Origin of the sequence: Pseudomonas sp. Tn43 (assembly GCF_014192635.1) — a bacterium.
Taxonomy (GTDB): Bacteria; Pseudomonadota; Gammaproteobacteria; order Pseudomonadales; family Pseudomonadaceae; genus Aquipseudomonas.
Window position 1 is genome coordinate 130505 of record NZ_JACHYG010000008.1, and the last position, 25069, is coordinate 155573.

Here is a 25069-nt window from a genome sequence, read left to right on the forward strand (position 1 = left end):
TGGATTGCCCACAGTAACGGCGCCCTCAGGGCGCCGTTTTTGTTTACCAGTAGTTTTCCACTGCCACCTGTCCGGGTCGTCGACTGAGGCTCAAGTGCATGCCCCGTTGTTTGAGCAATTTGCGCGTGTCATCGATCATCTGCGGGTTACCGCAGAGCATCACCCGCGAATGCTCGGCAGTCAGCGCAACACCGGCCGTGCGCTCCAGTTCGCCACTTTCGATGAGCGTCGTGATCCGCCCATTCAGGGCCCCCGGATGCTGCTCGCGGGTGACCGTGGCGATGAATTGCAGCTTGTGCGCGTACTCCGCCAGATAATCGCGCTGGGCCAGCCCTGCAATCAGCTCCTGATACGCCAGCTCCCGCGCTTCGCGCACGCTATAGACCAGGATAATTCGTTCGAATTTTTCCCAAACCTCGAAATCCTGCAAAATCGACAGAAACGGCGCCAGCCCCGTACCTGTGGATAACAACCAGAGGTCACGGCCATCGACGAAACGATCCAGCGTCAGATAACCAAAGGCTTGCCGGTCGACGAGCAGCGTATCGCCGACTTCCAGCCGGCTCAGTTCGCTGGTGAACTCCCCTCCCGGCACGACAATGGAGAAGAACTCCAGGAACTCATCATAGGGGGACGAGACCATGGAATAAGCCCGCCACACAGCACTGCCGTCGGCCTTGGTCACGCCCAACCGAGCGAATTGCCCAGCGCGAAAACGAAAGCCCGAATCCCGGGTAGTGCGCAGGGTGAACAGGTTTGGAGTCAACGGCTGGACGTCGAGCAGTGTCTGGCGTGTGAATTTCTCTGCACTGGCAGTCATGGGTCGCTCCATTCAACAGATAACACCAGTGTCCCGCAAAGCAGAAGGTATAAACACCGGTGATTTGTAATGGCTTTTGCTTCACCTCACCTGACAGTAGAAATACAAAAATGATAGGCCATTGACTCCTGTTACTTTGCTAGCAAGCTAAGAATCGGTTTATGCAGTTGCAACTTTTTTTTAAGAGCAAAAAAATACAGCACGCATGTAAGAATTCTCCTACACTCGTGGGCGTGCCGGATATTGGATCCAAAAGCACCAAACGCAAGTAAGTCCACAACGGAGTTACCAAATGAAAGTGTGGAAGGAATCACAGTTAACGCAGCTTTCTTACGCTCAGAAAATAGAGACCGCGTACGAGATTTCTCTCAATCTCGTTAAAAACCTTGGCTTTAATTTCTGTGCCTTTTCAATAGCATCCCCAATAAGGGAGATACGCCACCCCACGATCAATCTGAATAATTATCCTACTGAATGGAACAGCAAGTATGAACAGGAGCATTTTAGTGAAATCGATCCAGTAGTAGCCCATTGCAATCATTCGGAGTTACCGATTCTTTGGCAGGAAGAAATCTTCTGCAAGACTCCCACATTGTGGCAAGCACAAAAACAGCAAGGATTGCGCTATGGCTGGTCCCAATCCGTTCATGATGAGAATGGGCTTTGCAGCATACTGAGCCTGGCCAGAAGCCACTGTCCGATTACGATGCATGATCTGTACAAGAATCTGGGCTACGCGTTGTTCATTAGCCGTCATCTGCATGGCCTTGTGGCAAAAGAACTGCCTGCGCCCCCAAAACCGGGCACAGTGCATTTATCATCCCGGGAAATCGAGGTGCTTAAATATTCAGCCGATGGCAAGACGGCAGACGAGGTCGCGATGATCCTCAACCTGAGTCCTAGCACGGTACAGTTCCATATACGCGGCGCCATCCGGAAATTCGGCGTAAACAACAAGATTGCGGCGGTGATCAGAGCCGCGAAAGTGGGCGTCATCTGAATCTGTTTGAATCCGGTAATCCCTGCGAGTAATCCAGGCGAAAAAAACGTACCATTTGCGATCCATCCCGAGTGATGCCGTGTGAAATTCCATGACGCAGTCCACTCGGATGGTTCGCCCGCGACAAGCCCCTGAGCGGCGGGCCATTCGTTGATTATCCTCCGTTGATTACCCAGAGCCCCCGCCTCATGCCTCTGCTCGAAACCCCCTTTGCTCAACTCGATCTGATCCGCCAGCCAGAACAGCAGAACGAACCATTGCAAGCATTTGATGCCGCAGATGAATACCTGCTCAATCATCTGGCCGGGCAACAACCGGCAGCCGATACCCGCGTGCTGGTGCTCAATGACAGCTTCGGGGCTTTGGCCGCCAGCCTGGTGGGCAAGGTTCGGGTGACCAGCAGCGGCGATTCGTTTCTGGCTTTTCAGGGGCTGGAAAAAAACCTGATACGCAACGGCCATACGTTTGATGCAGTGCCGAAGGTGCCTGCCAGTGAAATGTTCGTCGGGCCGTTTGACCGGGTATTGATCCGGGTACCGAAAACCCTGGCCCTGCTGGAAGAGCAACTGATCCGGCTACAAGGGCAACTGGCTCCCGGCGCTCAAGTGATTGCAGCCGCGATGGTGAAGCATTTGCCACGCGCTGCGGGCGATCTGCTGGAGCGTTACATCGGCCCGGTGCAAGCCTCGCTGGCGGTGAAGAAGGCTCGATTGCTGATCGCCACAGCCGAAGCCAGAACCCCGGCTGTCTCTCCCTACCCGACCCGCTATCGACTCGACGAGCCTGCGATCGAACTGCTCAATCACGCCAATGTGTTCTGCCGCGAAGGGCTGGATATCGGTACGCGGGCCTTTTTGCCGCACTTGCCGAAGAACCTCGGCAAAGCACGGGTTGCCGACCTTGGATGTGGCAACGGCGTGCTGGCGATTGCCAGTGCCCTGCAAAACCCTGAGGCGCACTACACGCTGGTGGACGAATCGTTCATGGCCGTGCAATCGGCGGCTGAAAACTGGCGCATGGCGCTGGGCGATCGCAATGTGATTGTGCGGGCCGGCGATGGCTTGGCAGATCAGGAACCTCAATCCCTGGACGTGGTGCTGTGCAATCCGCCGTTCCACCAGCAGCAAGTGGTCGGCGACTTCCTGGCCTGGCGGATGTTCCAGCAGGCGCGTGAAGCGTTGGTGACGGGTGGCGCGCTGTACATCGTCGGCAACCGTCATCTGGGTTATCACAGCAAGCTGGCGCGGTTGTTCCGTGGCGTCGAGCAAGTAGCCGCCACCCCCAAGTTCGTCATTCTCAAAGCACGCAAATAAAAGCCCAAAAAAAACCCTCCATGACCAGGAGGGTTATAAATCCGTGCCTCAAGGCAACGGGATGGGAATTTCAGTGGGTGCTCAGGCCCGCGGCATTCATGAACATCCGCATGAGCGTGGCCACAATAAACAGTGCCACGACGCTACCGGCCCAGATCATCGCCAGCCAGCCGAGTCGCTGCCACAGCGGCTTTTTCTCGGCGGCTTCGATTTCCCGCAAAGTGGGTTTGCCAGCCATCATCGTTTTCTCCTCTGCAGCGGTGCAGGATTCAATGCCGCGCCCTAGTGACTAGTGGTAACCATCTTCGTGGGTGACCTTGCCGCGGAACACGTAGTAGCTCCAGAAGGTGTAGCCCAGGATGAACGGAATGATAAACAGCGTGCCCACCAGCATGAAGCCCTGGCTTTGCGGCGGTGCGGCGGCGTCCCAGATCGAGATCGACGGCGGCACGATATTCGGCCACAGGCTGATACCCAGACCGCTGTAGCCAAGGAAGATCAGCACCAGGGTCAGCAGGAATGGCGTGTAATGCGCATTGCGGGCTACCGCCCGAAGCAGACCGTACAACGTCACCAGCACCAGAATCGGCACCGGCAAGAACCAGAACAGATTCGGCAGGGTGAACCAGCGTGCAGCGATCTCAGCGTGGGCCAACGGCGTCCAGATGCTGACGACGCCGATCACCGCCAGTAACACGAAGGCCAATGGTCGCGCCAGGTCATGCATCTGCTCCTGCAATTTGCCTTCGGTTTTCATGATCAGCCAGGTGCAGCCAAGCAGTGCGTAAGCCACCACCAGCGCCGCCCCGCAGAACATCGTGAACGGCGTCAGCCAGTCGAGTGAACCGCCGGCAAACTGACGATTGACTACCGGTAGCCCATCGATGAACGCACCCAATGCCACGCCCTGGAAGAAGGTTGCGGCGATCGAGCCACCAATGAATGCCTTGTCCCAGAGGTGGCGCTTGTCGTCCTTGGCCTTGAAGCGAAACTCGAAGGCCACACCGCGAAAAATCAGCCCGATCAGCATGAAAATCAGCGGCAGGTACAACGCCGAGAGCACCACCGAATAGGCCAGCGGGAAGGCGCCGAACAGCGCTGCGCCGCCCAATACCAGCCAGGTCTCGTTGCCGTCCCAGACCGGGGCGACGGTGTTCATCATCACGTCCCGATCGCTCTTGCCCTGGATGAACGGGAAGAGAATTCCGATCCCCAGATCAAAGCCGTCCATGACCACGTACATCATGATGCCGAAGATGATTATCACGGCCCAGATCAGCGGAAGATCAATACCCATGATTCAAATCTCCTTGTTCAGGCTGTGGTTGTGATCAGCGTCACCATTGTCATCGGCTGCGGACAGCGGACGGGCTGGTGTGCGTTTCTGGCCAGGACCGCCTTCGTTGGTTTCCTTGCCCTCGTCGATCTTCGGCCCTTTGCGCACCAGGCGCATCATGTAGCCAAGACCGGCACCGAACAGCGCGAAATACACCACGACGAACATGACCAAGGTGATGCTCATCTGCATGAAGCTGTGCCCGGAGGAGGCATCCGCCGTGCGCATCAAACCGTACACTACCCACGGCTGACGGCCGATTTCAGTGGTGAACCAGCCGGCGAGAATCGCGATCAGGCCGGATGGGCCCATCCACAGCGCCAGGTACAAGAAGGGACGTGAGGTATAAAGCCTGTCGCGTTTGCGCAACCACAGGCTCCACAAACCAGTGAAGATCATCAGCACGCCCAGGCCGACCATGATCCGGAACGACCAGAAGACGATGGTCGAATTCGGCCGGTCTTCAGGCGCGAACTCCTTGAGTGCCGGTATTTGCTTGTCCAGGGTATGGGTCAGGATCAGGCTGCCCAGGTAGGGAATTTCCACGGCAAATCTGGTTTTTTCGGCTTCCATGTCCGGCCAGCCGAACAGTATCAGCGGGGTCGGTTCGTCGCCGACGTTTTCCCAGTGGCCTTCGATTGCAGCGATTTTCGCCGGTTGATGCTTGAGCGTATTGACGCCATGGAAGTCGCCGATCACCGCTTGAATAGGCGCCACGATCAGGGCCATCCACATCGCCATCGAGAGCATGGTGCGGATGGCCGGGTTGTCCTTGCCGCGCAGCAAGTGCCAGGCCGCCGAGGAGCCGACGAAAAACGCGGTCGCAACAAACGCTGCCGTGGCCATGTGCATCAGGCGGTAGGGGAACGACGGGTTGAAGATAATCGCCAGCCAGTCCACCGGAATGACCTGGCCATTGACGATTTCGTAGCCTTGCGGGGTTTGCATCCAGCTGTTGGAAGCCAGAATCCAGAAAGTCGAAATAAGGGTGCCGATGGCGACCATGACCGTTGAGAAAAAGTGCAGCTTGCGCCCGACCTTGTTCCAGCCGAACAGCATGACGCCCAAGAAGCCGGCCTCGAGAAAGAAGGCTGTCAGCACTTCATAGGTCAGCAATGGCCCGGTCACTGAACCGGCGAAGTCCGAGAAACGGCTCCAGTTGGTACCGAACTGATAGGCCATGACCAAGCCGGACACCACGCCCATGCCGAAGTTGACGGCAAAGATCTTCGACCAGAAATGATACAGATCGCGGTAAGTATCGTTGTGCGTCTTCAGCCACAGGCCTTCGAGCACCGCCAGGTAACTCGCCAGGCCAATGGTGATGGCCGGGAACAGGATGTGAAACGAAATGGTGAATGCGAACTGAATCCGGGCGAGATCAAGAGCCTCCAAACCGAACATACGTCTTCCTCTGTCAGGTAATACCGGCTGAAGGCTTGCGGCCTACACCCACTGCCCCCACGGATTTCGAATTCGTTCTTTTTGGACCATCATCACAAACGTAGGGAGTCTGGCCATCTGGCCGCCGGATCAATTCCACGAAGGGTCTTGATCTGGGTCAAGCAACGTTGAAAGAGTAGTCGCATTTTTGCCGATGGACGGTGTGGTCTTTTGCCGCGTGACAGGTTGCCTCATGGGTTTTGGCATGAGCGGCAATACATTTTTGGATGGGTGGACTAACTGTGGCGAGGGGGCTTGCCCCCGTTCGGCTGCGCAGCAGTCGGTTACTGTGGTGCAGTGAGTTACCCAGGTCTGGGGGCCGCTTCGCAGCCCCACGGGGGCAGCCCCCCTTGCCACAGGGATTTCGTATGCTCCATACGATCGGTGTCTAGCTAACTGAATTTCCTGGCCTTGCAACTTCTGGTTACAGCTTGGTGATAATCTCGCCCTTCCTCCCGCCCAGACCTGCCTTCAGATGCCCAGCCAAGCGCCCCTGCTGTTACGTCATCACCGCCCATTTATCGCGTTCTGGCTGGCTCGCGTCTTTACCGCCAGCGGTTTTCAGATGTTGACCGTGGCCATCGGCTGGAATTTGTATCAACTGACGGGCAATGTGCTCGATCTGGGCCTGGTGGGGCTGGCGGAATTTGCCCCCCGCGTGTTGTTCATGCTGCACACCGGGCATGTCGCGGACCGCTATGACCGGCGCAAGGTCGCGGCGATCTGTCAGTCCCTGCAAGCGCTGATCGCCCTGTCGCTGGTCATCGGCAGCGCGACCGACCAGGTCACCCGAGAGATGATCTTCATCCTCGCGTTCCTGCTCGGCGCTGCCCGCTCCTTCGAAATGCCGACGACCCAGGCCTTGCTGCCGGGCATCGTGCCCAGCGCCTTGTTTCCCCGTGCCGTTGCCGCCGCGCAATCTGCACAACAATCGGCCACCATCGTCGCCCCGGCGCTGGGCGGTTTGCTCTATGCCTTCGGCAGCGTCTGGGTGTATGGCCCGACGGTGATCCTTTACTTCATCGCCTGTGCATTGATGCTCACCCTCCCGGCCCGGCAAACACCGCTGAACAAGGGCAAGGCCACCCTGGATTCGCTGCTGGCGGGTATTCGCTTCATTCGCAGTCGCCCGGACATTCTCGGGGCGATTTCCCTGGACCTGTTTGCCGTCCTGCTGGGTGGCGCAACCGCGCTGCTGCCGGTGTTTGCCAAAGACATTCTGCTGACTGGCCCTTGGGGCTTGGGCCTGTTGCGATCGGCCCCGGCAGTCGGTGCATTGCTGATGTCGTTGTTTCTGGCGCGATTTGCCGTGGAGCGCAACGTCGGGCGGGTGATGTTCACGGCCGTGGGCGTATTCGGCGTGGCGACGATCGCTTTCGGCCTGTCGACTTCGTTCTGGTTCTCTCTCGCGGTGCTGGTGGTGTTGGGCGCGGCGGACATGATCAGCATGGTGATCCGTGCCTCGTTCGTGCAACTGGAAACCCCCGACGAAATGCGCGGCCGGGTCAGCGCTGTGAATGGCTTGTTCATCGGTGCTTCGAATCAGCTCGGCGAGTTCGAATCCGGCGTGACGGCCCACTGGTTCGGTACCGTGCCGGCAGTGGTCATGGGCGGTATCGGCACGCTGATGGTAACCGGCGCCTGGATCAAACTGTTCCCGACCCTGGCCAACCGCGATCGTATGCATGAGCCAGTGGAAGCAGTCAGGGCCTGACGTTGCTGTTCAGGGCACTTGTTAAACCACCAACTCCCCCGCCACCGTTGACCGCGTAGCTTTGCCGCAAAGTTGCTCCACCAGCGTCAGCGCAAACACCAACGCGGCGCCTGAGCCTTGAGCGGTGATGCAGTTGCCATCGACCACCACCGGTTGATCAACGAAGTTGCAGCCCGACAGTTGATTGCTGACCGTGGGCAGGCAAGTCATGCGCCGTTGGCGCAAAACACCAAAGGTTTGCAGCGCCAATGCCGGAGATTCGGCAATACCGGCGAACAGGCGCCCGGCGGCGGCCTGGTCCTTGATCAATTGTTGCAGGGGTTGGTGGGCCGCCAAATGCTGCGACCCTACGGCACCGCCCGGCAGTACGATCAGGTCGAAGGGTTGGGCCAGTAAATCCACCAACATCGCATCGGCGGTCAAGCGGGTGCCGCGAGCACAGGTAAGCATCCGTCGTGCCTCGATGCTGGCCACCACCACTTCAACCTTGGCGCGGCGCAGCACATCGATCAGGGTCACGGTTTGCAGATCGTCGATGCCCTCGGCGAGGGTAATCAGGGCTCTAAAAGTCATGGGCGCGGTCCACAGGATAATCTTTAAAGCGTAGTCAGCTTTCCTGCCCTTGTTCCAGCCCAGCCGTTACTTGATGTAAAGCTGCGTCGACATCGTATTGCCGGGGGCGTTGATCGAGGTGTTGCTGAACGTGAAAGTGCCGTCCTGCTTGCCTTTCAGGTTGAAGATGTACAGATAACCGACGGTTTTTTTCCCGGCGGAGCACTCGGTCAGGTTGCCGGTATCAAAAGCACAGACAGGGGTTCGAGTGCCATTCACCTCGAAACCGTCCAGTGCGACATGGGCTGCACGGCCGTAGCCGATTTCCAGCACGTACACCTTGATGTCTGGCCCCTTGTGATCGCAACGGGTTTGCGCCTGGCCGTCCGCGATGTTTTCAAAGCCACAGCCAGGTGATTCGACCTTGAGCACCTTCACCTGGCTCAACGGTTGAGCCATTGCCGCCGAGGCTGTTGGCGCGCCGATGAGACAGCTGAGCAGCAATCCAAATGCCGCAATCACACGCTTATTAATGCAATACATATCTACCCCCTCCCTCCCCCCAAAAAACAGCGCGCAGTATGGCGCAGTTCCCTTATGCGCAAAACATCGACGACGATCGCAGCCATAAGCAGCCATAGCCCCACGCTGCTGGTATGATGCGCGGCTTTTTCCGACCCGCAGAAAATAACCCAGGCGCCTGCAGCGGCCTGTGCTTTGCTGTTGAGGTCGATACATTCACGGCGCCGGGCGCGCCACGGGGAGCAGACATGCTGGAAAGGCTGTTTCAACTCAAGGCACACAACACCAACGTGCGGACCGAGATTCTGGCGGGCCTCACGACCTTTTTGGCCATGGCCTACATTCTGTTCGTCAACCCGAGCATCCTCGGCGAGACCGGCATGGACAAAGGTGCGGTGTTTGTCGCCACCTGCCTGGCAGCGGCCATCGGCTCGGCGACCATGGGCCTGATCGCCAACTACCCGATCGCACTGGCGCCGGGCATGGGCCTGAATGCCTTCTTTACCTACACCGTGGTCCTGCACATGGGCCACACCTGGCAAGTGGCGTTGGGCGCGGTGTTCCTCTCGGCGGTGATGTTTTTTCTGTTGTCGATCTTCCGCATCCGCGAATGGATCATCAACAGCATTCCGCTGGCGCTACGCTCGGCGATTGCCGCCGGTATCGGCCTGTTCCTGGCCCTGATCGCCCTGCACAACGCCGGCATCGTGGTCAGCAACCCGGCGACCATGGTCGGTCTCGGTGACTTGAAGCAACCGGCACCGATACTCGCCACCCTTGGTTTTGCCCTGATCGTTGCCCTCGAAGCCCTGAAAGTGCGCGGTGCGGTGCTGATCGGTATTCTCGCCGTGACCATCGTTTCCATCTTGTTGGGCTTCACTCCGTTTGGCGGCGTGATGTCGATGCCGCCGTCGCTGGCACCGACCTTCCTGCAACTGGACATCATGGGCGCACTGGACATCGGTCTGGTCAGCGTGATCTTCGCCTTCCTGTTCGTCGACCTGTTCGACAACTCCGGCACCCTGATCGGCGTCGCCAAGCGCGCCGGCCTGATGGGCAAGGACGGCCACATGCCGAAAATGGGCCGCGCCCTGATCGCCGACAGCACCGCGGCCATGGCCGGTTCTTTGTTGGGCACCTCGACCACCACCAGCTACATCGAATCCGCAGCCGGCGTGAGTGCCGGTGGCCGCACCGGCCTGACCGCCATCGTGGTCGCGATTCTGTTCCTGCTCGCGCTGTTCTTCTCGCCATTGGCGGCCAGTGTTCCAGCCTTTGCCACTGCGCCTGCCTTGCTGTTCGTCGCCGTACTGATGACGTCCGGCCTGGCGGAAATAGACTGGGACGACATCACCGTCGCCGCACCAGTCGTGATCACTGCCCTGGCCATGCCTTTCACTTATTCCATCGCCAACGGCATCGCCTTCGGTTTCATCTCCTGGACGGCCATCAAGTTGTTGTCCGGTCGCGGCCGTGAATTGAATTCGGCGCTGGTGATTCTGTCGATTCTGTTCGTGATCAAATTGGGTTGGTTCAACGCATGACTTTTGACTCCCAGGCCTACACCGTTCAACTCGAAGAAAAGGTCACGCGCCTGCGCGACCTGCTGGCCCCGTTCGATGCCCCTGAACCTGCAGTGTTCGATTCGCCACTGAAAAACTTCCGCCTGCGTGCCGAATTCCGCCTGTGGCGCGAAGCCGGTGAGCGCCATTACGCGATGTTTTCCCAGGAAGACAAACGTACGCCGATCCTGATCGACGAGTTTCCGATCGCCAGTCTGCGCATCAACCAGTTGATGCCGCAACTCAAGGCCGCGTGGCAAGCGAGTGCAGCGCTGAGCCACAAGCTGTTTCAGGTGGAGTTCCTCACCACGCTGGCTGGCGATGCGATGATCACGCTGTGCTATCACCGCCCGCTGGACGAGCACTGGCACGTAGCGGCGTCGAAACTGGCAGCCGACCTGAATGTCAGCATCATCGGTCGCTCGAAGGGCAAACGCGAAGTGATCGGTCACGATTACGTGGTCGAGAAACTCGAAGTAGGCGGCCGCACCTTCAGCTATCGCCAGCCGGAAGGCGCGTTCACCCAACCCAACGGTACGGTGAACCAGAAGATGCTCAACTGGGCGTATGAGGCCCTCGGCGATCGCCCCGACGATTTGCTGGAGTTGTATTGCGGCAACGGCAACTTCACCCTGCCGCTTGCGACCCGTGTGCGCAAAGTGCTGGCCACCGAAATCAGCAAGACCTCGGTCAACGCAGCGCTCAGCAACCTGAGCGAAAACGCAGTGAATAACGTCACGCTGGTGCGTTTGTCTGCCGAAGAACTGACCGAAGCACTGAACGAAGTTCGTCCGTTCCGCCGCCTGCACGGCATCGACCTCAAGAGCTACGAGTTCGGTAGCGTGTTCGTCGACCCGCCCCGTGCTGGCATGGACCCGGACACGTGCGAACTGACCCGACGCTTCGACAACATCCTCTACATTTCCTGCAACCCGCAAACCCTGGCGGAAAACATCGCCCAACTGCACGACACTCACCGCATTACTCAATGCGCGATGTTCGACCAGTTTCCCTGGACCCATCACATGGAATCCGGGGTGTTGTTGACCCGTCGTTGATCGCAGCCTCCCTATACAAATCAGCCGTCCACTGGACGGCTTTTTTGTGGGTGATCAAAGTGCCGCATCGGTCTTGCGCGGGCGACCACCCTTCTTGCCATTGGCCCGTGCGGCCTCAGCCTTGGCGGCGCTGCTCTGACGACCATTGCGCGAGGCGATCACCGAGGCGGCCATATCCATCAGCGGTTTGCTCGCCGAAATCAGACCGGCGATGGACACCTGCAGATCCTTGTCTTCGTGACAAAGTGCGGCTCCGGCGAAACCGACTTTCAGCCCGGCGAAATCCTCGGTCTCAAAACCATCGAATTCCGGATAGTTTTTCACTGGTAACAACACACCGCTGCCATCCTCAAAGCCGACGGCGAGACATGGATCAAGAAAGATCACCGTCGTTGCATTCAATCCGGCACGACGGCGTGCCCCACCACGCTCGATCGCTTCGTCCAGAGCGCCTTCGGTCACGGGGTGATCGACCTGCATTTTTGCGCTTATCGTTTTCATAATTCGATCTCCACACCCTCAGGTGCTCCCATCAGGGTCAGTAGGGTCTTGTTGCCTTCAGGCTCATAGCGAGCCGAACCAATTATGTAAGTCGTGCTGCCAATCCACTTCATCACGACCACTTCATTGCCCTGCCAATCCCATAACTGATTGTCGAGGCAAGCCGTCTGCAATTTGCTCCACCAGATGCCACGGGCTCGCCGTAAATGGGCAGGTTGCCTGAGCGCCTGACGCAATCCCTCCAGCACAGCCAGAGGAGGTCGATGCGAATGAGGGACGACATCCCAAAGCTCGACGCCGTTGTGCCAGAAGCTGAACCTGAAGCGCGCGCTCCATATGCCTGCGTCGACGTGAACGTGTGGCGGGCAATGCTCATCACGCAACATGACCACCAGTGAAAACCCTTTGTAGCGGCATACATTCATGCTAACCCATCCGTTAGGTTATAGAGTTCGAAGATTCGCCATTCCTTGAAGAATCCGATAAGTGGCGCTGATCGCTAGGATCAACTGGCCACGTTTGAGCCTAGCGTTCCAGGTCGATCGGGCTCCGCCAATCAAGGCAAAAAAGAGTAAGCAATCCTTTCATCGCCAATACCTGGCCGGTAACCAGGCCCTGTATTTGTGCGCTCTTATTTGATAGATACAGACTCAGACACTTCATTTGATTTCCGGTGTAATCAATCATGCAGCGACATTTCGACGATCTTCAGCTGGGCAGCATCGAACTGTTTTGCCTGGCCGCCGAAGCCGGCAGCTTTACCGCAGCAGCTCTGGTGGCAGGTGTGACCCCGGCCGCCGTCAGCCGCTCGGTGTCACGCATGGAAGAACGCTTGGGTGTGCGGCTGTTTGCGCGAACCACCCGCAGCGTCAAGCTGACCGACAGTGGCCGGCGTTATTTCGAGGAGTGTCACGAAGCTCTCGCACAATTGGTCGAGGCCCAGCGCGAAGTGATGGGGCAACAGCAAGAACCCTCTGGCACTTTGCGCATCAGTATTCCCACGACCTATGCCCATCATCGAATCCTGCCCTTGCTGCCTGCGTTTAGGGCGCGCTTTCCCGCCGTGAAAGTCGAGGCACACATCAGCAATCGCAACATCGATTTCGTCGGCGAAGGCTATGACATGGCAATTCGTGTGCGGGCCATTCCCGACTCCGGGCTGATTGCACGGCCGTTGGAGGACGCCGCGCTGGTGATGATTGCCAGCCCTGATTACCTGAAGCGCGCTGGCACCCCGCAGACCCTGGATGACTTGGCTCAGCACGAATGTATTCAGTACGAACTGCCCAGCAGTGGGCGGCGGATCGCCTGGCTGTTCAACGATAACGGCGTGCCTCGGGAGATTTTGGCCGAGGGCAATTACTGCTGTTCCGATGATGTATTGGGGGGCGTGACGCTGGCAAAAAGCGGCGCCGGGATCTTTCAGACCTATCGTTTCATCGTCGAAAAGGAACTGGCGGACGGTTCGCTGGTGGAAGTGCTCAAGCCCTATGGCGGACGTTCCCGTCCCTTCACATTGCTGTACCCGCAAAGCCGCCATGTGCCGTTGCGGCTAAGGGCGTTTATCGATTTTCTGGTTGAGCATCTGCCACGCTGAAACGATCGCACCTGTAGGAGCTGCCGCAGGCTGCGATCTTTTTACGCATGTCCGATCACCGCACAAATAATCCAGTCCCGGCACCCTCTTCAATTGACCTTATTAACCGGTTAGTACAATTTCTCTCCACAGGCTGAAACCCTCGGCCAATGCCAACAATAATATGTGGAGAGACCCGATGTCCCCTATCGTTCTGGTGCTCAACGGCCCGAACCTGAACCTGCTGGGCACCCGTGAACCGGCGACTTATGGCCATGAAACCCTGGCGGATATTTCTGCACTGTGCGGTCGCGCGGCCGAAGAATTCGGCCTGACAGTGGAGTTTCGCCAGACCAACCATGAAGGCGAATTGCTCGACTGGATTCACGCCGCCCGTGGCCGCTGCGCCGGGATCGTCATCAACCCGGCCGCGTGGACTCACACCTCGGTCGCCATTCGTGACGCCCTGGTCGCCAGCGAGCTGCCGGTGATCGAAGTACACCTGTCCAACGTCCATGCCCGTGAACCCTTCCGGCATCACTCCTTTGTTTCGTCCATCGCCACGGCGGTCATGTGCGGTTTCGGCAGCCACGGCTATCGTTTGGCGCTGGAGCATTTCAGCCATCGTTTGGAAGGTTAAATGTCATGACACAGAACACCGTGGTATTGGCCGGGCTGATCGGTGCCGGCATTCAAGCTTCCCGCACTCCCGCGCTGCACGAACATGAAGGTGATGCGCAGGGCTTGCGTTACCTCTATCGGTTGATCGATCTGGATCAGTTGAAACTCGACAGCAGTGCCCTGCCCGACCTGTTGATGGCCGCCGAACGGATGAATTTCACCGGGCTGAACATTACCTTCCCGTGCAAGCAGACGATCATCCCGCTGCTGGACGAATTGTCGCCGGAAGCCCGCGGTATTGGTGCGGTGAACACGGTGGTGCTCAAGGACGGCAAACGCATCGGCCACAACACCGATTGCCTGGGTTTTGCCGAAGGCTTTCGCCGTGGCTTGCAGGATGTTGCTCTTGAGCGCGTCGTACAAATGGGCGCTGGTGGCGCAGGCGCGGCAGTGGCCCACGCGCTATTGAGCGAAGGCGTACAGTTGCTGAGCATTTTCGATGTGGATCAAAGTCGCGCTCAGTCGCTGGCGAACAACCTCAACCAGCATTTTGGTTTCGGTCGCGCCGTGGCCGGGCATGATTTGCCAGGCACGTTGGGCCAGGCAGACGGGCTGGTGAATACCACGCCAGTGGGCATGAAAAAGCTGCCGGGCATGCCCGTACCGGTAGAGCTGCTTCGGGCGCAGCTGTGGGTTGCGGAGATCGTCTACTTCCCACTGGAAACCGAACTGCTGCGCAACGCTCGCGCGCTGGGTTGCCGAACACTGGATGGCGGCAACATGGCGGTATTTCAGGCGGTGAAAGCGTTTGAATTGTTCAGCGGCGTGGTGCCGGATGCCCAGCGGATGCTGGCGCATTTTCAGAGCATGAATGGTTGAAGATCAAAAGATCGCAGCCTCGTTTCACTCGACAGCTCCTACAGGGATATGGGTACTTGTAGGAGCTGTCGAGTGAAACGAGGCTGCGATCTTTTAAGGGACCTACAAATCAGGCCTGCAGATATCGCAAAACCGACTCGCAAATCATCTCCCGATGACGCTGCTTGATGCTTTCGTCCGGCAAGTCGATTTGAAAGATCTCACCGAAGGTATGACGGTTCGACACACGATAGAAGCAAAACGAGCTGATCAGCAGATGCACATCCAATGGATCGAGGTCGGTGCGGAATACACCTTCTTCGCAGCCGCGACGCAAAATCTCGCCCAGTGAATCGAGGATGGTGTTATTCATCGCCTTGATCGCATCGGAGCGCTTCACATACTCGGCATTGTGAATGTTCTCGATGCTGACGATACGCACGAAATCGACGTTGCGATCATGGTGATCGAAGGTGAATTCCACCAGACGGCGAATCGCTTCCACCGGCGCCAGTTCGGCCAGGTGCAAACGGTTCTCGGTGCTGCGGATATCCCCGTAGAGTTTCTCCAGCACCTCGACATAGAGCTGTTCCTTACTGCCGAAGTAGTAATAGATCATGCGTTTTGAAGTGTGGATGCGTTCGGCAATTGCATCGACGCGCGCACCGGAAAGTCCCTGCTGAACGAACTCGACAATAGCCTCTTGAAGAATGTTCTCACGGGTCTTTTCCGGGTTGTTCTTGCGACTCTTGCGAGGTTCGGCAATCGGCTTTTCGGGCGCTGCGGAGAGTTCTGTAATTATTGTCATTGCGGGCTCACGGCCATCACTGCACAAGCTGGCGATTATGGGCTGCCGCGCCCGGTGAAGGAAGGCGCGAGGCAGCAGTTTTGTCTCCGTGTTTACGATTTTCCTACAACTTTGCCTGACGTACGCCACCACTTCGCGATTTGGCCATGGCCGCCAGTCGCACGGCCACATTAGCCGCGCCGTAACCTGCGTAGCCGTTTTTGCGCTGAATGATTTCAAAGAAGAACCGCCCTTCGAACGGCTCGGTGTACACATGAAACAGCTCGCCACCCTGAGCATCGCGGTCATAGAGCACGTTGAAATAGGCCAGCTCGCTAAGGAATTCATCGTCGAAATCGAAGCGCGCGGCGAGATCATCGTAGTAGTTGAGCGGGATATCCAGCAGCGGCACGCCCGCCTCCTTGGCGCGGCTGACTTCGGCAAAGATGTCGTCGCAATCGAAAGCGATGTGATGCACGCCGGAACCGCGATAACTCGACAGCGCGTGTGAGATAGCTGTGTTGCGGTTCTCGGAAATGTTCAGCGGCAGACGGATCGAACTGCATCGGCTGCGCAATGCGCGACTCTTCACCAAACCATACGGGTCGGGCAGCACCACTTCATCGTCGGCTTCGAAATCCAGCAGGCTTTTATAGAACAGCACCCAACTGTCGAGGCTGTCGGCGGGCAGTGCCATCGCCATGTGGTCGATGCGTTTGAGGCCACCGCTGGCCACGGCCGTCGGTTGCAGGTTGAAGTCGGTGCCGTAGACGTCAGCGTCCTTGTCCACCAGATAAATCAGACTGCCGTCCGGCGCTCGCACCGCAGCCAGTTCCAGCTCGTTGGGGCCAACGAGGCCGCGATAAGGCTGGCCTTTGTAAGCCACGGCACGGGCCAGCGCGCTGGCGCTGTCCTTGACCCGCACGGCGGTGGCGCACAGCGATGGGCCGTGGGCCTCGAAAAAACTGTGGGCGAAAGAATAAGGCTCGGAGTTGAGGATCAGGTTGATATCGCCCTGACGCAACAGGCTGACGCTCTTGGAACGGTGCTGCCCGGCCTTGACGAAACCCAGCCGCTCCAACCAATGGGACAGCTTGGCGCCGAGGTTTTCATCCACAGCGAATTCAAGAAATTCGATGCCGTTGTATTCGCTGGCACTTGGGGTTTGGAACAGAATGTCGCGATTGGCTGCGGGCGTGGCTTCCTGCTCCAGACGTTGGCGGGTTTTCTCTTCCAGATACAACAGCGAACGCAAACCGTCGGCGGCGTTGGCCCGTGGCGGTGCGGCGCGGAAGCCGTCGTTGAAGATCTCCAGCGACAGCGGCCCGGTGTAGCCGCTCTTGATGATGGGCGCGAGGAAGCCCGGCAGATCGAATTCGCCCTGGCCCGGGAAGCAGCGGAAATGCCGGCTCCACTCCAGCACGTCCATGGCCAATATCGGCGCATCGGCCATTTGCACGAAGAAGATCTTGTCGCCGGGGATCTGGGCGATGGCACTCGGGTCGCCCTTGAGCGATAGCGTATGAAAACTGTCCAGCAACACGCCGAGGCTTGGGTGATCCGCCTGGCGAACGATGTTCCACACCTGTTGCCAGGTGTTCACATGCCGGCCCCAGGCCAGCGCTTCATAGCCGATTCGCAGGCCTCGACTAGCGGCCCGTTCGGCGAGCTGGTGCAAATCATCAATCAGAATCCGCTCATCACCGATCGAATCGGCCGAGGCGTTGCTGCACACCAGCACCAGGTCAGTGCCCAGTTCCTGCATCAGATCGAACTTGCGCTCGGCCCGCTCCAGATTGCGTGGCAGGCGATCGCGGCGGCAACCTTCGAAATCCCGAAAGGGTTGAAACAGCGTGATGGCGATTCCGAGATCGGCGCACATCTGCCTGATTTCCCGCGGACTGCCGTCGTAGTAGAGAAGGTCGTTCTCGAAAATCTCCACGCCGTCAAAACCGGCGGCGGCAATGGCTTCGAGTTTTTCCGGCAAGGTGCCGCTCAAGGAAACGGTGGCTATGGAACGCTGCATGTGTCGACTCCCGGTGGTGGGGACATTCTTGTTAGGCAAATTATTGGCTTGACGAATCCACACAGCAATTCAAAGTGTACTACCCGGTTAGTTTTGCGGGCGATTATCGAACACAATGGCGGTTGGCGAATTGACGATTTTTCGTCCACTGCGCAACATCGACACCACATTGAGTCCGGCCACGAACCCATGGACTCGGTTACCAAAGACCCTGAACACCACATAAAAATTTCAAAAACGGGTACACGCTCATGCACTCATTCAACGCCTTGTTTGCTTGCTCCACCGCCCTCACGCCGTGCCTGGCGTCCATCCGAACCTTGCGCCCTCTGGGCCGAAGCGTGCCGCTCGCTGAATAACCCGTTGTCGTCAGCCCGACGAAAACACCTCAGCCGATCAATCACACCCGCGCCTGGCGCCATCGATTGATCACGCGCCCTTGAAGTCCCGACAAGCCATGCTTGTCAGTCATTGAACGGATGGCACATACATATGATTCCTTCTCAAAGCTCTCGCGTGGCTCCGGCCATCGGCGTCGCCACTGGCGGCATCGGTGACAAAATCCGCGGCGCCATGGCCGTCGGTAAAACCCGCTGGGGGATGCTGGCGCTGGTGTTTTTCGCCACCACCCTGAACTACATCGACCGCGCCGCCCTGGGCGTGATGCAGCCGATCCTGGCCAAGGAAATGAGCTGGACGGCGATGGACTACGCCAACATCAACTTCTGGTTTCAGGTCGGCTACGCCATCGGCTTCGTGCTGCAGGGCCGGTTGATCGACCGGGTCGGCGTCAAACGCGTGTTCTTCTGCGCGGTGCTGCTCTGGAGCCTGGCCACTGGCGCTCACGGCCTGGCCACTTCGGCGGTGGGCTTCATGGTCTGCCGGTTCATTCTCGGTTTGACTGAAGCGGCGAATTACCCGGCCTGCGTGAAAACCACCCGGTTGTGGTTCCCTGCTGGCGAGCGCGCCGTGGCCACCGGCATCTTTAACGCCGGGACCAACGTCGGCGCGATGTTCACGCCCATGCTGCTGCCGCTGATCCTCCACGCCTGGGGCTGGCAAGCCGCGTTCCTGTGCATGGCAGCACTGGGCGGTATCTGGTTGTTGTTCTGGGGTTTGAAGTACTTCAACCCGGAAGATCACCCGAGCGTCAAACAGTCGGAACTGGACTACATCCAGAAAGAAGTCGAGCCGGAACAATCCCGCGTACCGTTCTCGCGAATCCTGCGCATGCGTGGCACCTGGGCCTTCGCCCTCGCCTACTCGATCACCGCGCCGGTGTTCTGGTTCTACCTGTACTGGTTGCCGCCGTTTCTCAATCAGCAATACAACCTGGGCATCAACGTGACCCAGATGGGTATTCCGCTGATCATCATCTACCTCACGGCTGACTTCGGCAGTGTTGGCGGCGGGATTCTGTCCTCGTTCCTGATCGGCCGCGGGATCAACCCGATCAAGGCGCGATTGATGTCCATGTTCCTGTTCGCCTGCTGCATCATCGGCGTGGTCATGGCCGCCGGCTCGAGCAACCTGTGGCTCGCAGTGTTTGCCATCTCCCTGGCCATCGGTGCGCACCAGGCCTGGACCGCGAACATCTGGAGCCTGGTAATGGACTACACGCCCAAGCACATGATGAGTACGGTGTTCGGCTTCGGCGGGATGTGCGCGGCAATCGGCGGGATGTTCATGACCCAATTGGTCGGCCACATTCTGACGGTCACCCACAACAACTACACCGTGCTGTTCACCATGATTCCGGCGATGTACTTCATCGCACTGATCTGGATGTACTTCATGGCACCGCGCAAGATTCCTACCGTCACCGCGTAAACGCCCTTCCCCCGGCAGGCCTGATTCCAGGCCTGCCGCCCTCCTCTTGGCGACGCCGTTGTTGCCACGCCGCTGCCAACCCGCTGCAGCAAATCACCACGATCCCGATCACCGTCGTCAGGGTCGGCGTGTGTGAAAATAGCCACCAGCCCAGCAAACCGGCAAAGACAATCTGGCAATAGCCGAACGGCGCCAACAACGCGGGCGCTGCATGACGGAAGGCCTGGGTCAGCAACAGATGCGCCGTCATTCCGCACGCCCCCAGCGCCACCATCAAAACTCCATGCCCCACGCTTGGGACTTGCCAGAAGAACGGCACCAGCGCACTCATCACCAACGTATTGCAGAGCCCGGCGAAAAAATTGCTGGTGGTTGGGCTATCGATTTCGCTGAGCTTGCGGGTGAGCAGCTGATAGAAACAGAAAAACAGCGCTGAGCAGAACGGCAGCAACACCGCAGGCGTGAACAGTTCGCCGCCGGGATGGACGATGATCAACACCCCGATGAACCCGCAAATCACTGCCAGCCATTGGCCGCGCGTCACCTGCTCACCGAGCAGTGGCACTGACAACGCCGTCACCAATACCGGTGCAAGAAAATTCACCGCCGTGGCTTCGGCCAACGGGATGAACAACAGCGCAGCGGTAAACAGCAGACTGGTTGCCAACAAGCACAACGCCCGCATCAACTGCAGCAATGGCCGCTTGGTGCGCAGGACGCGCAACCCGGATTGCGGGAGAAAAATCCCGGCCATCAACAAGGTATGAATCACGTACCGAGCCCAGACCACCATGACGACCGGATAAAACCCGCAGAGGTATTTCGACAAGGCGTCATGGCTGGAAAACAGAAAGGTGGCGACCACCACCAGCAGGATGCCTTTGAAAGGATGATTGACGCCGCAGAGCGGGGTGCTGATAGACGACGTCAAGGCGAGGTTCTCTTCTGGCGGGATAGTTCCAGTAATTTAGAACCCGGTTCCAGATTCTTATAGTTGCACCGATTGAAAGTGTGCGAACAGCGCACGGTTTTTAATCGACTTCAGATCGATGGGGGCAAGCGCCATCAGCTAAAGAGTTCCGACGCCTGACTCGCTGCCGACAGCTCTTGGGTGAAAGCCAGCAACGTCGGCGCCAGTTCATGCAGTCGCGCTCCTGGCAGCCGCGCGCTCGGTCCGGCAATGCTGAGCACGCCGATCACTCGCCCCTGCAAGGGATGACGGATAACCGCAGCAATCGCCGACGTGCCTACCGCCGAACTTTCCTCGACCCAGGCATAACCTTGCTCCCGCGCCAGGCGCAGCCGCTCCAGCAGTTCGATGTTGGAGCGAGGCGCATTGGGGCCCAGGCCCTCGGGCGTCTCGATAGCCTGGCGTTCAACCAGCGACAACGCTTCGGCATCGCTCATGCTGGCCAGCCACGCATGCCCGGAAGCGGTATAGAACAGTGGCGCATCGCGCCCCATATCCGGGTCGTAGCGCAGGCCGGAACGGGCGCCCTGGGATTTGGCGATCCAGGTCTGGCGCTCGCCTTCGATTACCCCCAGACGCACCAGTTCGCCGGTCTCCCGGGCCAGCCGATCCAGCACTGGCTGGACGATGTCGGCACCACTGCCGGACAAGTAACGAAAGCCCATCGCGACCAGTTTGGTCGATAGGTGATAGCGCAGGTTTTGCGGATTCTGCCGCACATACCCCAGACGAATCAGTTCGGCGAGCAGACGGTGGGTCGCGCTCTTGGGAATGTCCAATTGCTCGGCGAGAGTTTGCATCGGTAGACCTTGAGGTTCACCGGCAAGGCTTTCCAGCACGCTGAAAACACGTTCGATCTGACTGCCTGCCATGGGGAGATTCCAAATGAAATTTGGCTGATTCTAAAAGACAACTCAGAGCAAGCAAAATCTGGAACTTGTACCGCAGCAAGCTTGACCGAACCTGCAGTACCCGTCCGTCCCTGAAATCGCTAATGTCGCCACTGACGAGAACCCCTGGCGCCAAGGGCTGTCAGACGACCGGACTGGCGCCATACCTACTCACCGGCAACACTCATCACCATGCGCCTTCATCAGGCAAAAAAGAGGATCCCCCATGCTTTGGAAAAAAGGCCGACGCAGCGACAACGTGGTCGATGCCCGTGGCGATGATGTCGGTGGTGGGGGCGGTGGTATGCGTTTTGGTGGAGGCAAGGGCCTGAGCCTGACGGCGATCCTGTTGATCGTCGGGATCGGCTGGATCACCGGCCAGGACCCGCTGCAAATCCTCGGTCAACTGACCGGGCAAATGAGCGAGCAGTCAGCCCCGGCCCCCACCCAAACCCGCAAGGCGCCACCGGCCAATGATGAAGGGGCCGAATTCGTGCGCTCGATCCTCGGCGATACCGAAGACACCTGGCGCCAGATTTTCCAGCAAGCCGATCGGCAATATAAAGACCCGACCCTGATTCTGTTCAGCAACCGCGTCAACTCAGCCTGCGGCCTGGCGACTTCGGCGACCGGTCCTTTCTATTGCCCGGCTGACCAGAAGGTCTACCTCGATATGAGTTTCTTTCAAGAGATGTCCCAACGCTTTTCCGCCGCCGGCGACTTCGCTCAGGCCTACGTGATTGCTCACGAAGTCGGGCACCACGTGCAGACCCTGCTCGGCGTTTCCGCGAAGATTCAGGCCGCTCGCCAACAGGGCCGGCAGATGGAAGGCGACAATGGTTTGCTGGTGCGTCAGGAATTGCAGGCCGATTGCCTGGCCGGCGTCTGGGCCCACAATGCACAAAAACGTCTGAACTGGCTGGAACCCGGAGACATCGAAGAAGCCTTGAACGCCGCCAACGCCATCGGCGACGACCGCTTGCAACAGCAAGGTCAGGGCCGCGTGGTGCCGGACTCCTTCACCCACGGCACGTCGGCCCAGCGAGTGCGCTGGTTCAAGGCCGGGTTCGCACAGGGCCAGGTCGGCCAGTGCGACACCTTTGCGGCGAAGAATCTGTGATGCGCAAGTGGCTGCTGGCTCTGCTGATTACCTGCGCAAGCACCCAGGCTGCCGAGCAAGGGGTCAAGGCGATCAGTTCCGGGCGTTTGCTGTTGAGCGCCGGGGAAATCGCAGTCAGCCTGGGCCCGACACCGGAAAAAATCGAACGCGTGCTGATCATCGTCCATGGTCAATTACGCGATGCTGAAACCTATCGCCAAAGCGCCGAACGCGCTGCCGAGCAAGCCGGGCAAAGCGCCAACACCCTGGTCCTCGCCCCGCAGTTTCTCAACGAAGCCGACGTCGCGAGCCATCCGGTACCGGACAGCGTTTTACGCTGGCAAGGCAATGACTGGATGGCCGGCGGTTTATCCACCGCGCCGTTTACGCTGAGCGCCTATGCGGCGCTCGACGAAATCATCGCGCGCCTGGGTGATCGGCGACAGTTTCCGGACGTGAAGCAAATCGTCATCGCCGGCCATTCCGACGGCGCTCAGGTGGTTCAACGTTATGCCTTGCTGAGCCACCCTCAGCCAGCCCTCGAGGCGGAGGGCGTGAAGGTGCGCTACGTGATCGCCAATGCTTCGTCGTACGCGTACTTCAATGAGCAACGGCCGGTGGCGTTCAGTCACGCGAGATGTCCGGATTTCAATCGCTGGACGTACGGGCTGGCGGATCTGCCCGCCTATACCGAGGGACAAACACCTGCGCAACTCGAAGAAAGCTACGTCAAACGCGACATCGTTTATTTACTCGGGCAGCAGGACGTCGACCCGAATCATCCGCAGCTGGATAAAAGTTGCGAGGCCAAAGCCCAAGGTGCTTCTCGATTGATTCGTGGCCGCCACTATTTCAATTATCTGAAACGGCGCCATCCACAAGGGCTGAGTCAGCAACTGATCGAAGTGCCCGGGGTCGGGCATGATGGGGATGGAATGTTGACCTCGCCTGAGGGGCAGAAGGTGTTGTTTGGTCAGTGAGTTTTTGTGGTGTCTGATCTGACGCTTTCGCGGGCGAGCCTCGCTCCTACAGGTGGCGGTGTGAGCAAGGAACGTCACATCACCTGTAGGAGCGAGGCTTGCCCGCGAAGAGGCCCTCAAGCCGAAAGCATCTGCCGCAACGCCACGCAATCGGCTGCATGCCAATCCGTCAATTCAGGCCACGGATTATCCGGCAGATTCACCAGCACCGTCCGTGTCCCCGCCGCACGCCCGCAATCCAGATCAAAGCGGTAATCGCCGACCATCACCATTTCACTCGCCGGCACTTTCCAGGCTTCGGCCAGTTTCAGCAATCCACCAGGATGCGGCTTGGGCGGCGCTTCATCGCGGCCCAGGACATCCTCTGCCGCAAAGCAATCAGCCAGGCCGATGGCCTCCAGCGTGACATGCGCCAGCTCACGAGCATTGCGCGTGAGGATGCCCAGGCGATACCCGCGCCCGGCCAACTCACGCACCAGTTCCACCGCGCCCGGCGCCGGTTTCGAACCCAACGCCAGATCCCGCTCGTGCTCCAGCAGCCACGCGTGTTTGGCCGCAGCTTCATCGGCCGGCAGCGCAGCGAGGTGGGTGAGAATGTCGTGTTCGGCTGGAATCGCCAACGCCACGCGAATCGCCGCGAAGTCGTGCACGGCCACTGTCAGGGTGCCGTCCATGTCGAACACCCAGTGCCGCACCTGGGCCAGGCTCATGCCCAATCCTTGCGATGGCGAATCAGGCCTTCCTGAGTGACCGAAGCCACCAGTTGCCCGGCACGGTTGAACACGCTGCCGCGGGAGAATCCGCGCGAGTTGCCGGCCCACGGGCTGTCCATGGCGTACAGCAACCAGTCATCGGCGCGCAGGTCTGCGTGGAACCACAAGGCGTGGTCGAGGCTGGCGACCTGCATGTCTTTCTGCCAGACCGATTTGCCATGGGGCAGCATCGAGGTGGTCAGCAGACCGAAGTCCGACGCGTAGGCCAGCAGGTATTTGTGCAGCGCCGGCGTGTCCGCCAAGGCGCCATCGGCGCGAAACCAGACGTATTTGACCGGGTCGGAAGGTTGAGGGTTGTAGGGGTCTTTCTCGGTCACCGGCCGGACTTCGATCGGTTTCGGGCACAGCAGTTTTTCACGCATGTGCTCGGGGATCAGGTGCGCTTGGAGCTGGGTGAGTTCCAGCTCCGATGGCAGGTTTTCCGGGCCGACTACTTGCGGCATCTCAGTCTGGTGCTGGAAGCCTTCTTCATCGTACTGGAACGAGGCGCTGCAGGTGAAAATCGGATGGCCCTTCTGGATCGCCGTCACCCGGCGCGTGCTGAAACTGCCGCCATCGCGCACCCGATCGACCTGATACACCACCGGCAATTTGGCATCGCCCGGGCGCAGGAAATAACCGTGCATCGAATGCACATGGCGCGCCGCCTCGACGGTCTGACTGGCCGCCGACAGGGACTGGCCGAGTACCTGGCCGCCGAACAACTGGCGAAAACCCAGGTCCTGGCTGCGGCCACGGAACAGGTTTTCTTCAATCGGTTCCAGGGTCAGCAGGTCTACCAGATCTTCCAACACTTGGCTCATTCAGACTCTCCTCACACAACGCAATGCCGCGCAGT

At 58.8% G+C, this 25069-nt stretch carries 24 protein-coding genes and 1 pseudogene; 11 read left to right on the plus strand and 14 right to left on the minus strand.

What is annotated here, in order from left to right; translation table 11 throughout:
- Positions 1-43 precede the first annotated feature (43 nt).
- The gene (locus FHW68_RS20775; RefSeq protein ID WP_095633846.1) at positions 44-820 is read right to left on the minus strand and encodes a ferredoxin--NADP reductase; all 777 of its coding nucleotides are present in this window, start codon (positions 818-820) and stop codon (positions 44-46) included.
- Positions 821-1112: 292 nt separating this feature from the next.
- Between FHW68_RS20775 and FHW68_RS20780 the strand changes: the two genes are divergently transcribed.
- Positions 1113-1820, plus strand: a complete 708-nt coding sequence (locus tag FHW68_RS20780; protein ID WP_095633847.1) for an autoinducer binding domain-containing protein — start codon at positions 1113-1115, stop codon at positions 1818-1820.
- Positions 1821-2008: 188 nt separating this feature from the next.
- On the plus strand, positions 2009-3133 hold the full coding sequence (locus FHW68_RS20785) for a class I SAM-dependent methyltransferase (RefSeq protein WP_183682775.1): 1125 nt from the start codon (positions 2009-2011) through the stop codon (positions 3131-3133).
- A 70-nt stretch (positions 3134-3203) separates the two neighbouring features.
- Here FHW68_RS20785 and FHW68_RS20790 read toward each other — a convergent pair whose 3' ends face one another.
- Genes FHW68_RS20790 through FHW68_RS20800 form a run of 3 tightly spaced genes read right to left on the minus strand, consistent with a single transcriptional unit; the run spans position 3204 to position 5873 of the window.
- On the minus strand, positions 3204-3371 hold the full coding sequence (locus FHW68_RS20790) for a DUF2474 domain-containing protein (RefSeq protein ID WP_168185121.1): 168 nt from the start codon (positions 3369-3371) through the stop codon (positions 3204-3206).
- Positions 3372-3422: 51 nt separating this feature from the next.
- Positions 3423-4430 carry a cytochrome d ubiquinol oxidase subunit II gene (cydB, locus tag FHW68_RS20795; RefSeq protein ID WP_183682778.1) on the minus strand — a complete coding sequence of 336 codons (1008 nt, stop codon included), beginning with the start codon at positions 4428-4430 and terminating at the stop codon, positions 3423-3425.
- A gap of 3 nt (positions 4431-4433) precedes the next feature.
- Positions 4434-5873 (minus strand): cytochrome ubiquinol oxidase subunit I, encoded by a 1440-nt coding sequence (locus FHW68_RS20800; RefSeq protein WP_183682780.1) that lies wholly within the window; start codon positions 5871-5873, stop codon positions 4434-4436.
- Positions 5874-6387: 514 nt separating this feature from the next.
- Between FHW68_RS20800 and FHW68_RS20805 the strand changes: the two genes are divergently transcribed.
- Positions 6388-7626: an MFS transporter gene (locus tag FHW68_RS20805; protein WP_183682783.1), complete on the plus strand. Its 1239-nt coding sequence runs from the start codon at positions 6388-6390 to the stop codon at positions 7624-7626.
- 21 nt (positions 7627-7647) lie between these two features.
- Here the strand turns inward: FHW68_RS20805 and FHW68_RS20810 are convergent, their stop codons facing one another.
- Together FHW68_RS20810 and FHW68_RS20815 are read right to left on the minus strand one after the other, a co-directional pair.
- The gene (locus FHW68_RS20810) at positions 7648-8199 is read right to left on the minus strand and encodes a DJ-1 family glyoxalase III (RefSeq protein ID WP_183682786.1); all 552 of its coding nucleotides are present in this window, start codon (positions 8197-8199) and stop codon (positions 7648-7650) included.
- 66 nt (positions 8200-8265) lie between these two features.
- Entirely contained in the window at positions 8266-8721 is a 456-nt protein-coding gene (locus FHW68_RS20815; RefSeq protein ID WP_183682789.1) for a DUF4879 domain-containing protein, read from the minus strand.
- Between the two features lie 227 nt (positions 8722-8948).
- On the opposite strand from FHW68_RS20815, the gene FHW68_RS20820 reads away from it, so the two are divergent.
- On the plus strand, positions 8949-10244 hold the full coding sequence (locus FHW68_RS20820) for an NCS2 family permease (RefSeq protein ID WP_183682792.1): 1296 nt from the start codon (positions 8949-8951) through the stop codon (positions 10242-10244).
- Positions 10241-11320 (plus strand): tRNA (uridine(54)-C5)-methyltransferase TrmA, encoded by a 1080-nt coding sequence (gene trmA / locus FHW68_RS20825; RefSeq protein ID WP_183682796.1) that lies wholly within the window; start codon positions 10241-10243, stop codon positions 11318-11320. Before FHW68_RS20820 ends, trmA begins: the two co-directional genes overlap by 4 nt.
- A gap of 54 nt (positions 11321-11374) precedes the next feature.
- Here the strand turns inward: trmA and FHW68_RS20830 are convergent, their stop codons facing one another.
- Together FHW68_RS20830 and FHW68_RS20835 are read right to left on the minus strand one after the other, a co-directional pair.
- The gene (locus tag FHW68_RS20830; protein WP_095633857.1) at positions 11375-11821 is read right to left on the minus strand and encodes a DUF2442 domain-containing protein; all 447 of its coding nucleotides are present in this window, start codon (positions 11819-11821) and stop codon (positions 11375-11377) included.
- Positions 11818-12246 (minus strand): DUF4160 domain-containing protein, encoded by a 429-nt coding sequence (locus FHW68_RS20835; RefSeq protein ID WP_183682799.1) that lies wholly within the window; start codon positions 12244-12246, stop codon positions 11818-11820. Before FHW68_RS20835 ends, FHW68_RS20830 begins: the two co-directional genes overlap by 4 nt.
- Before the next feature lie 260 nt (positions 12247-12506).
- On the opposite strand from FHW68_RS20835, the gene FHW68_RS20840 reads away from it, so the two are divergent.
- From FHW68_RS20840 to FHW68_RS20850, 3 genes are all read left to right on the plus strand, one after another.
- Positions 12507-13418: a LysR family transcriptional regulator gene (locus FHW68_RS20840; RefSeq protein ID WP_183682802.1), complete on the plus strand. Its 912-nt coding sequence runs from the start codon at positions 12507-12509 to the stop codon at positions 13416-13418.
- A gap of 178 nt (positions 13419-13596) precedes the next feature.
- Positions 13597-14037: a type II 3-dehydroquinate dehydratase gene (gene aroQ / locus FHW68_RS20845; RefSeq protein WP_008070016.1), complete on the plus strand. Its 441-nt coding sequence runs from the start codon at positions 13597-13599 to the stop codon at positions 14035-14037.
- A gap of 5 nt (positions 14038-14042) precedes the next feature.
- Positions 14043-14897, plus strand: a complete 855-nt coding sequence (locus FHW68_RS20850; protein ID WP_095633860.1) for a shikimate dehydrogenase — start codon at positions 14043-14045, stop codon at positions 14895-14897.
- Between the two features lie 109 nt (positions 14898-15006).
- On the opposite strand, the gene FHW68_RS20855 is transcribed toward FHW68_RS20850, so the two are convergent.
- Together FHW68_RS20855 and quiC are read right to left on the minus strand one after the other, a co-directional pair.
- Entirely contained in the window at positions 15007-15684 is a 678-nt protein-coding gene (locus tag FHW68_RS20855) for a TetR family transcriptional regulator (protein WP_095633861.1), read from the minus strand.
- A 103-nt stretch (positions 15685-15787) separates the two neighbouring features.
- Complete coding sequence (quiC, locus tag FHW68_RS20860) at positions 15788-17689, minus strand: 3-dehydroshikimate dehydratase QuiC (RefSeq protein ID WP_183682805.1); 1902 nt, start codon at positions 17687-17689, stop codon at positions 15788-15790.
- A 492-nt stretch (positions 17690-18181) separates the two neighbouring features.
- On the opposite strand from quiC, the gene FHW68_RS20865 reads away from it, so the two are divergent.
- Complete coding sequence (locus FHW68_RS20865) at positions 18182-19519, plus strand: MFS transporter (protein WP_095633863.1); 1338 nt, start codon at positions 18182-18184, stop codon at positions 19517-19519.
- Between the two features lie 49 nt (positions 19520-19568).
- On the opposite strand, the pseudogene FHW68_RS20870 reads toward FHW68_RS20865, so the two are convergent.
- Together FHW68_RS20870 and FHW68_RS20875 are read right to left on the minus strand one after the other, a co-directional pair.
- A pseudogene (locus FHW68_RS20870) lies at positions 19569-20450 on the minus strand (DMT family transporter); the annotation flags it as partial.
- A 134-nt stretch (positions 20451-20584) separates the two neighbouring features.
- Positions 20585-21361 (minus strand): IclR family transcriptional regulator, encoded by a 777-nt coding sequence (locus FHW68_RS20875; RefSeq protein ID WP_183682812.1) that lies wholly within the window; start codon positions 21359-21361, stop codon positions 20585-20587.
- A 244-nt stretch (positions 21362-21605) separates the two neighbouring features.
- Here FHW68_RS20875 and FHW68_RS20880 point away from each other — a divergent pair, with 244 nt between their 5' ends.
- Both FHW68_RS20880 and FHW68_RS20885 read left to right on the plus strand, forming a co-directional pair.
- Positions 21606-22499 carry a neutral zinc metallopeptidase gene (locus FHW68_RS20880; protein WP_095633866.1) on the plus strand — a complete coding sequence of 298 codons (894 nt, stop codon included), beginning with the start codon at positions 21606-21608 and terminating at the stop codon, positions 22497-22499.
- Positions 22499-23458 carry an N-acetylmuramoyl-L-alanine amidase gene (locus tag FHW68_RS20885; protein ID WP_183682815.1) on the plus strand — a complete coding sequence of 320 codons (960 nt, stop codon included), beginning with the start codon at positions 22499-22501 and terminating at the stop codon, positions 23456-23458. Before FHW68_RS20880 ends, FHW68_RS20885 begins: the two co-directional genes overlap by 1 nt.
- Before the next feature lie 116 nt (positions 23459-23574).
- Here FHW68_RS20885 and FHW68_RS20890 read toward each other — a convergent pair whose 3' ends face one another.
- Complete coding sequence (locus tag FHW68_RS20890) at positions 23575-24168, minus strand: HAD family hydrolase (protein ID WP_183682818.1); 594 nt, start codon at positions 24166-24168, stop codon at positions 23575-23577.
- Entirely contained in the window at positions 24165-25034 is an 870-nt protein-coding gene (gene tesB / locus FHW68_RS20895; protein ID WP_095633869.1) for an acyl-CoA thioesterase II, read from the minus strand. The genes FHW68_RS20890 and tesB overlap by 4 nt, the downstream gene beginning before the upstream one ends.
- Positions 25035-25069 lie beyond the last annotated feature (35 nt).

What these genes read in the sequence shown, in the direction of transcription:
- tesB (WP_095633869.1), bottom strand. Translation starts at nt 25,034, where the DNA reads ATGAGCCAAGTGTTGGAAGATCTGGTAGACCTGCTGACCCTGGAACCG.
- aroQ (WP_008070016.1), top strand. Translation starts at nt 13,597, where the DNA reads ATGTCCCCTATCGTTCTGGTGCTCAACGGCCCGAACCTGAACCTGCTG.
- FHW68_RS20785 (WP_183682775.1), top strand. Translation starts at nt 2,009, where the DNA reads ATGCCTCTGCTCGAAACCCCCTTTGCTCAACTCGATCTGATCCGCCAG.
- FHW68_RS20875 (WP_183682812.1), bottom strand. Translation starts at nt 21,361, where the DNA reads ATGGCAGGCAGTCAGATCGAACGTGTTTTCAGCGTGCTGGAAAGCCTT.
- FHW68_RS20815 (WP_183682789.1), bottom strand. Translation starts at nt 8,721, where the DNA reads ATGTATTGCATTAATAAGCGTGTGATTGCGGCATTTGGATTGCTGCTC.
- FHW68_RS20840 (WP_183682802.1), top strand. Translation starts at nt 12,507, where the DNA reads ATGCAGCGACATTTCGACGATCTTCAGCTGGGCAGCATCGAACTGTTT.
- FHW68_RS20880 (WP_095633866.1), top strand. Translation starts at nt 21,606, where the DNA reads ATGCTTTGGAAAAAAGGCCGACGCAGCGACAACGTGGTCGATGCCCGT.
- FHW68_RS20890 (WP_183682818.1), bottom strand. Translation starts at nt 24,168, where the DNA reads ATGAGCCTGGCCCAGGTGCGGCACTGGGTGTTCGACATGGACGGCACC.
- FHW68_RS20850 (WP_095633860.1), top strand. Translation starts at nt 14,043, where the DNA reads ATGACACAGAACACCGTGGTATTGGCCGGGCTGATCGGTGCCGGCATT.
- FHW68_RS20820 (WP_183682792.1), top strand. Translation starts at nt 8,949, where the DNA reads ATGCTGGAAAGGCTGTTTCAACTCAAGGCACACAACACCAACGTGCGG.
- FHW68_RS20855 (WP_095633861.1), bottom strand. Translation starts at nt 15,684, where the DNA reads ATGACAATAATTACAGAACTCTCCGCAGCGCCCGAAAAGCCGATTGCC.
- FHW68_RS20810 (WP_183682786.1), bottom strand. Translation starts at nt 8,199, where the DNA reads ATGACTTTTAGAGCCCTGATTACCCTCGCCGAGGGCATCGACGATCTG.
- FHW68_RS20800 (WP_183682780.1), bottom strand. Translation starts at nt 5,873, where the DNA reads ATGTTCGGTTTGGAGGCTCTTGATCTCGCCCGGATTCAGTTCGCATTC.
- quiC (WP_183682805.1), bottom strand. Translation starts at nt 17,689, where the DNA reads ATGCAGCGTTCCATAGCCACCGTTTCCTTGAGCGGCACCTTGCCGGAA.
- FHW68_RS20830 (WP_095633857.1), bottom strand. Translation starts at nt 11,821, where the DNA reads ATGAAAACGATAAGCGCAAAAATGCAGGTCGATCACCCCGTGACCGAA.
- cydB (WP_183682778.1), bottom strand. Translation starts at nt 4,430, where the DNA reads ATGGGTATTGATCTTCCGCTGATCTGGGCCGTGATAATCATCTTCGGC.
- FHW68_RS20780 (WP_095633847.1), top strand. Translation starts at nt 1,113, where the DNA reads ATGAAAGTGTGGAAGGAATCACAGTTAACGCAGCTTTCTTACGCTCAG.
- FHW68_RS20790 (WP_168185121.1), bottom strand. Translation starts at nt 3,371, where the DNA reads ATGGCTGGCAAACCCACTTTGCGGGAAATCGAAGCCGCCGAGAAAAAG.
- FHW68_RS20835 (WP_183682799.1), bottom strand. Translation starts at nt 12,246, where the DNA reads ATGAATGTATGCCGCTACAAAGGGTTTTCACTGGTGGTCATGTTGCGT.
- trmA (WP_183682796.1), top strand. Translation starts at nt 10,241, where the DNA reads ATGACTTTTGACTCCCAGGCCTACACCGTTCAACTCGAAGAAAAGGTC.
- FHW68_RS20885 (WP_183682815.1), top strand. Translation starts at nt 22,499, where the DNA reads ATGCGCAAGTGGCTGCTGGCTCTGCTGATTACCTGCGCAAGCACCCAG.
- FHW68_RS20865 (WP_095633863.1), top strand. Translation starts at nt 18,182, where the DNA reads ATGATTCCTTCTCAAAGCTCTCGCGTGGCTCCGGCCATCGGCGTCGCC.
- FHW68_RS20805 (WP_183682783.1), top strand. Translation starts at nt 6,388, where the DNA reads ATGCCCAGCCAAGCGCCCCTGCTGTTACGTCATCACCGCCCATTTATC.
- FHW68_RS20775 (WP_095633846.1), bottom strand. Translation starts at nt 820, where the DNA reads ATGACTGCCAGTGCAGAGAAATTCACACGCCAGACACTGCTCGACGTC.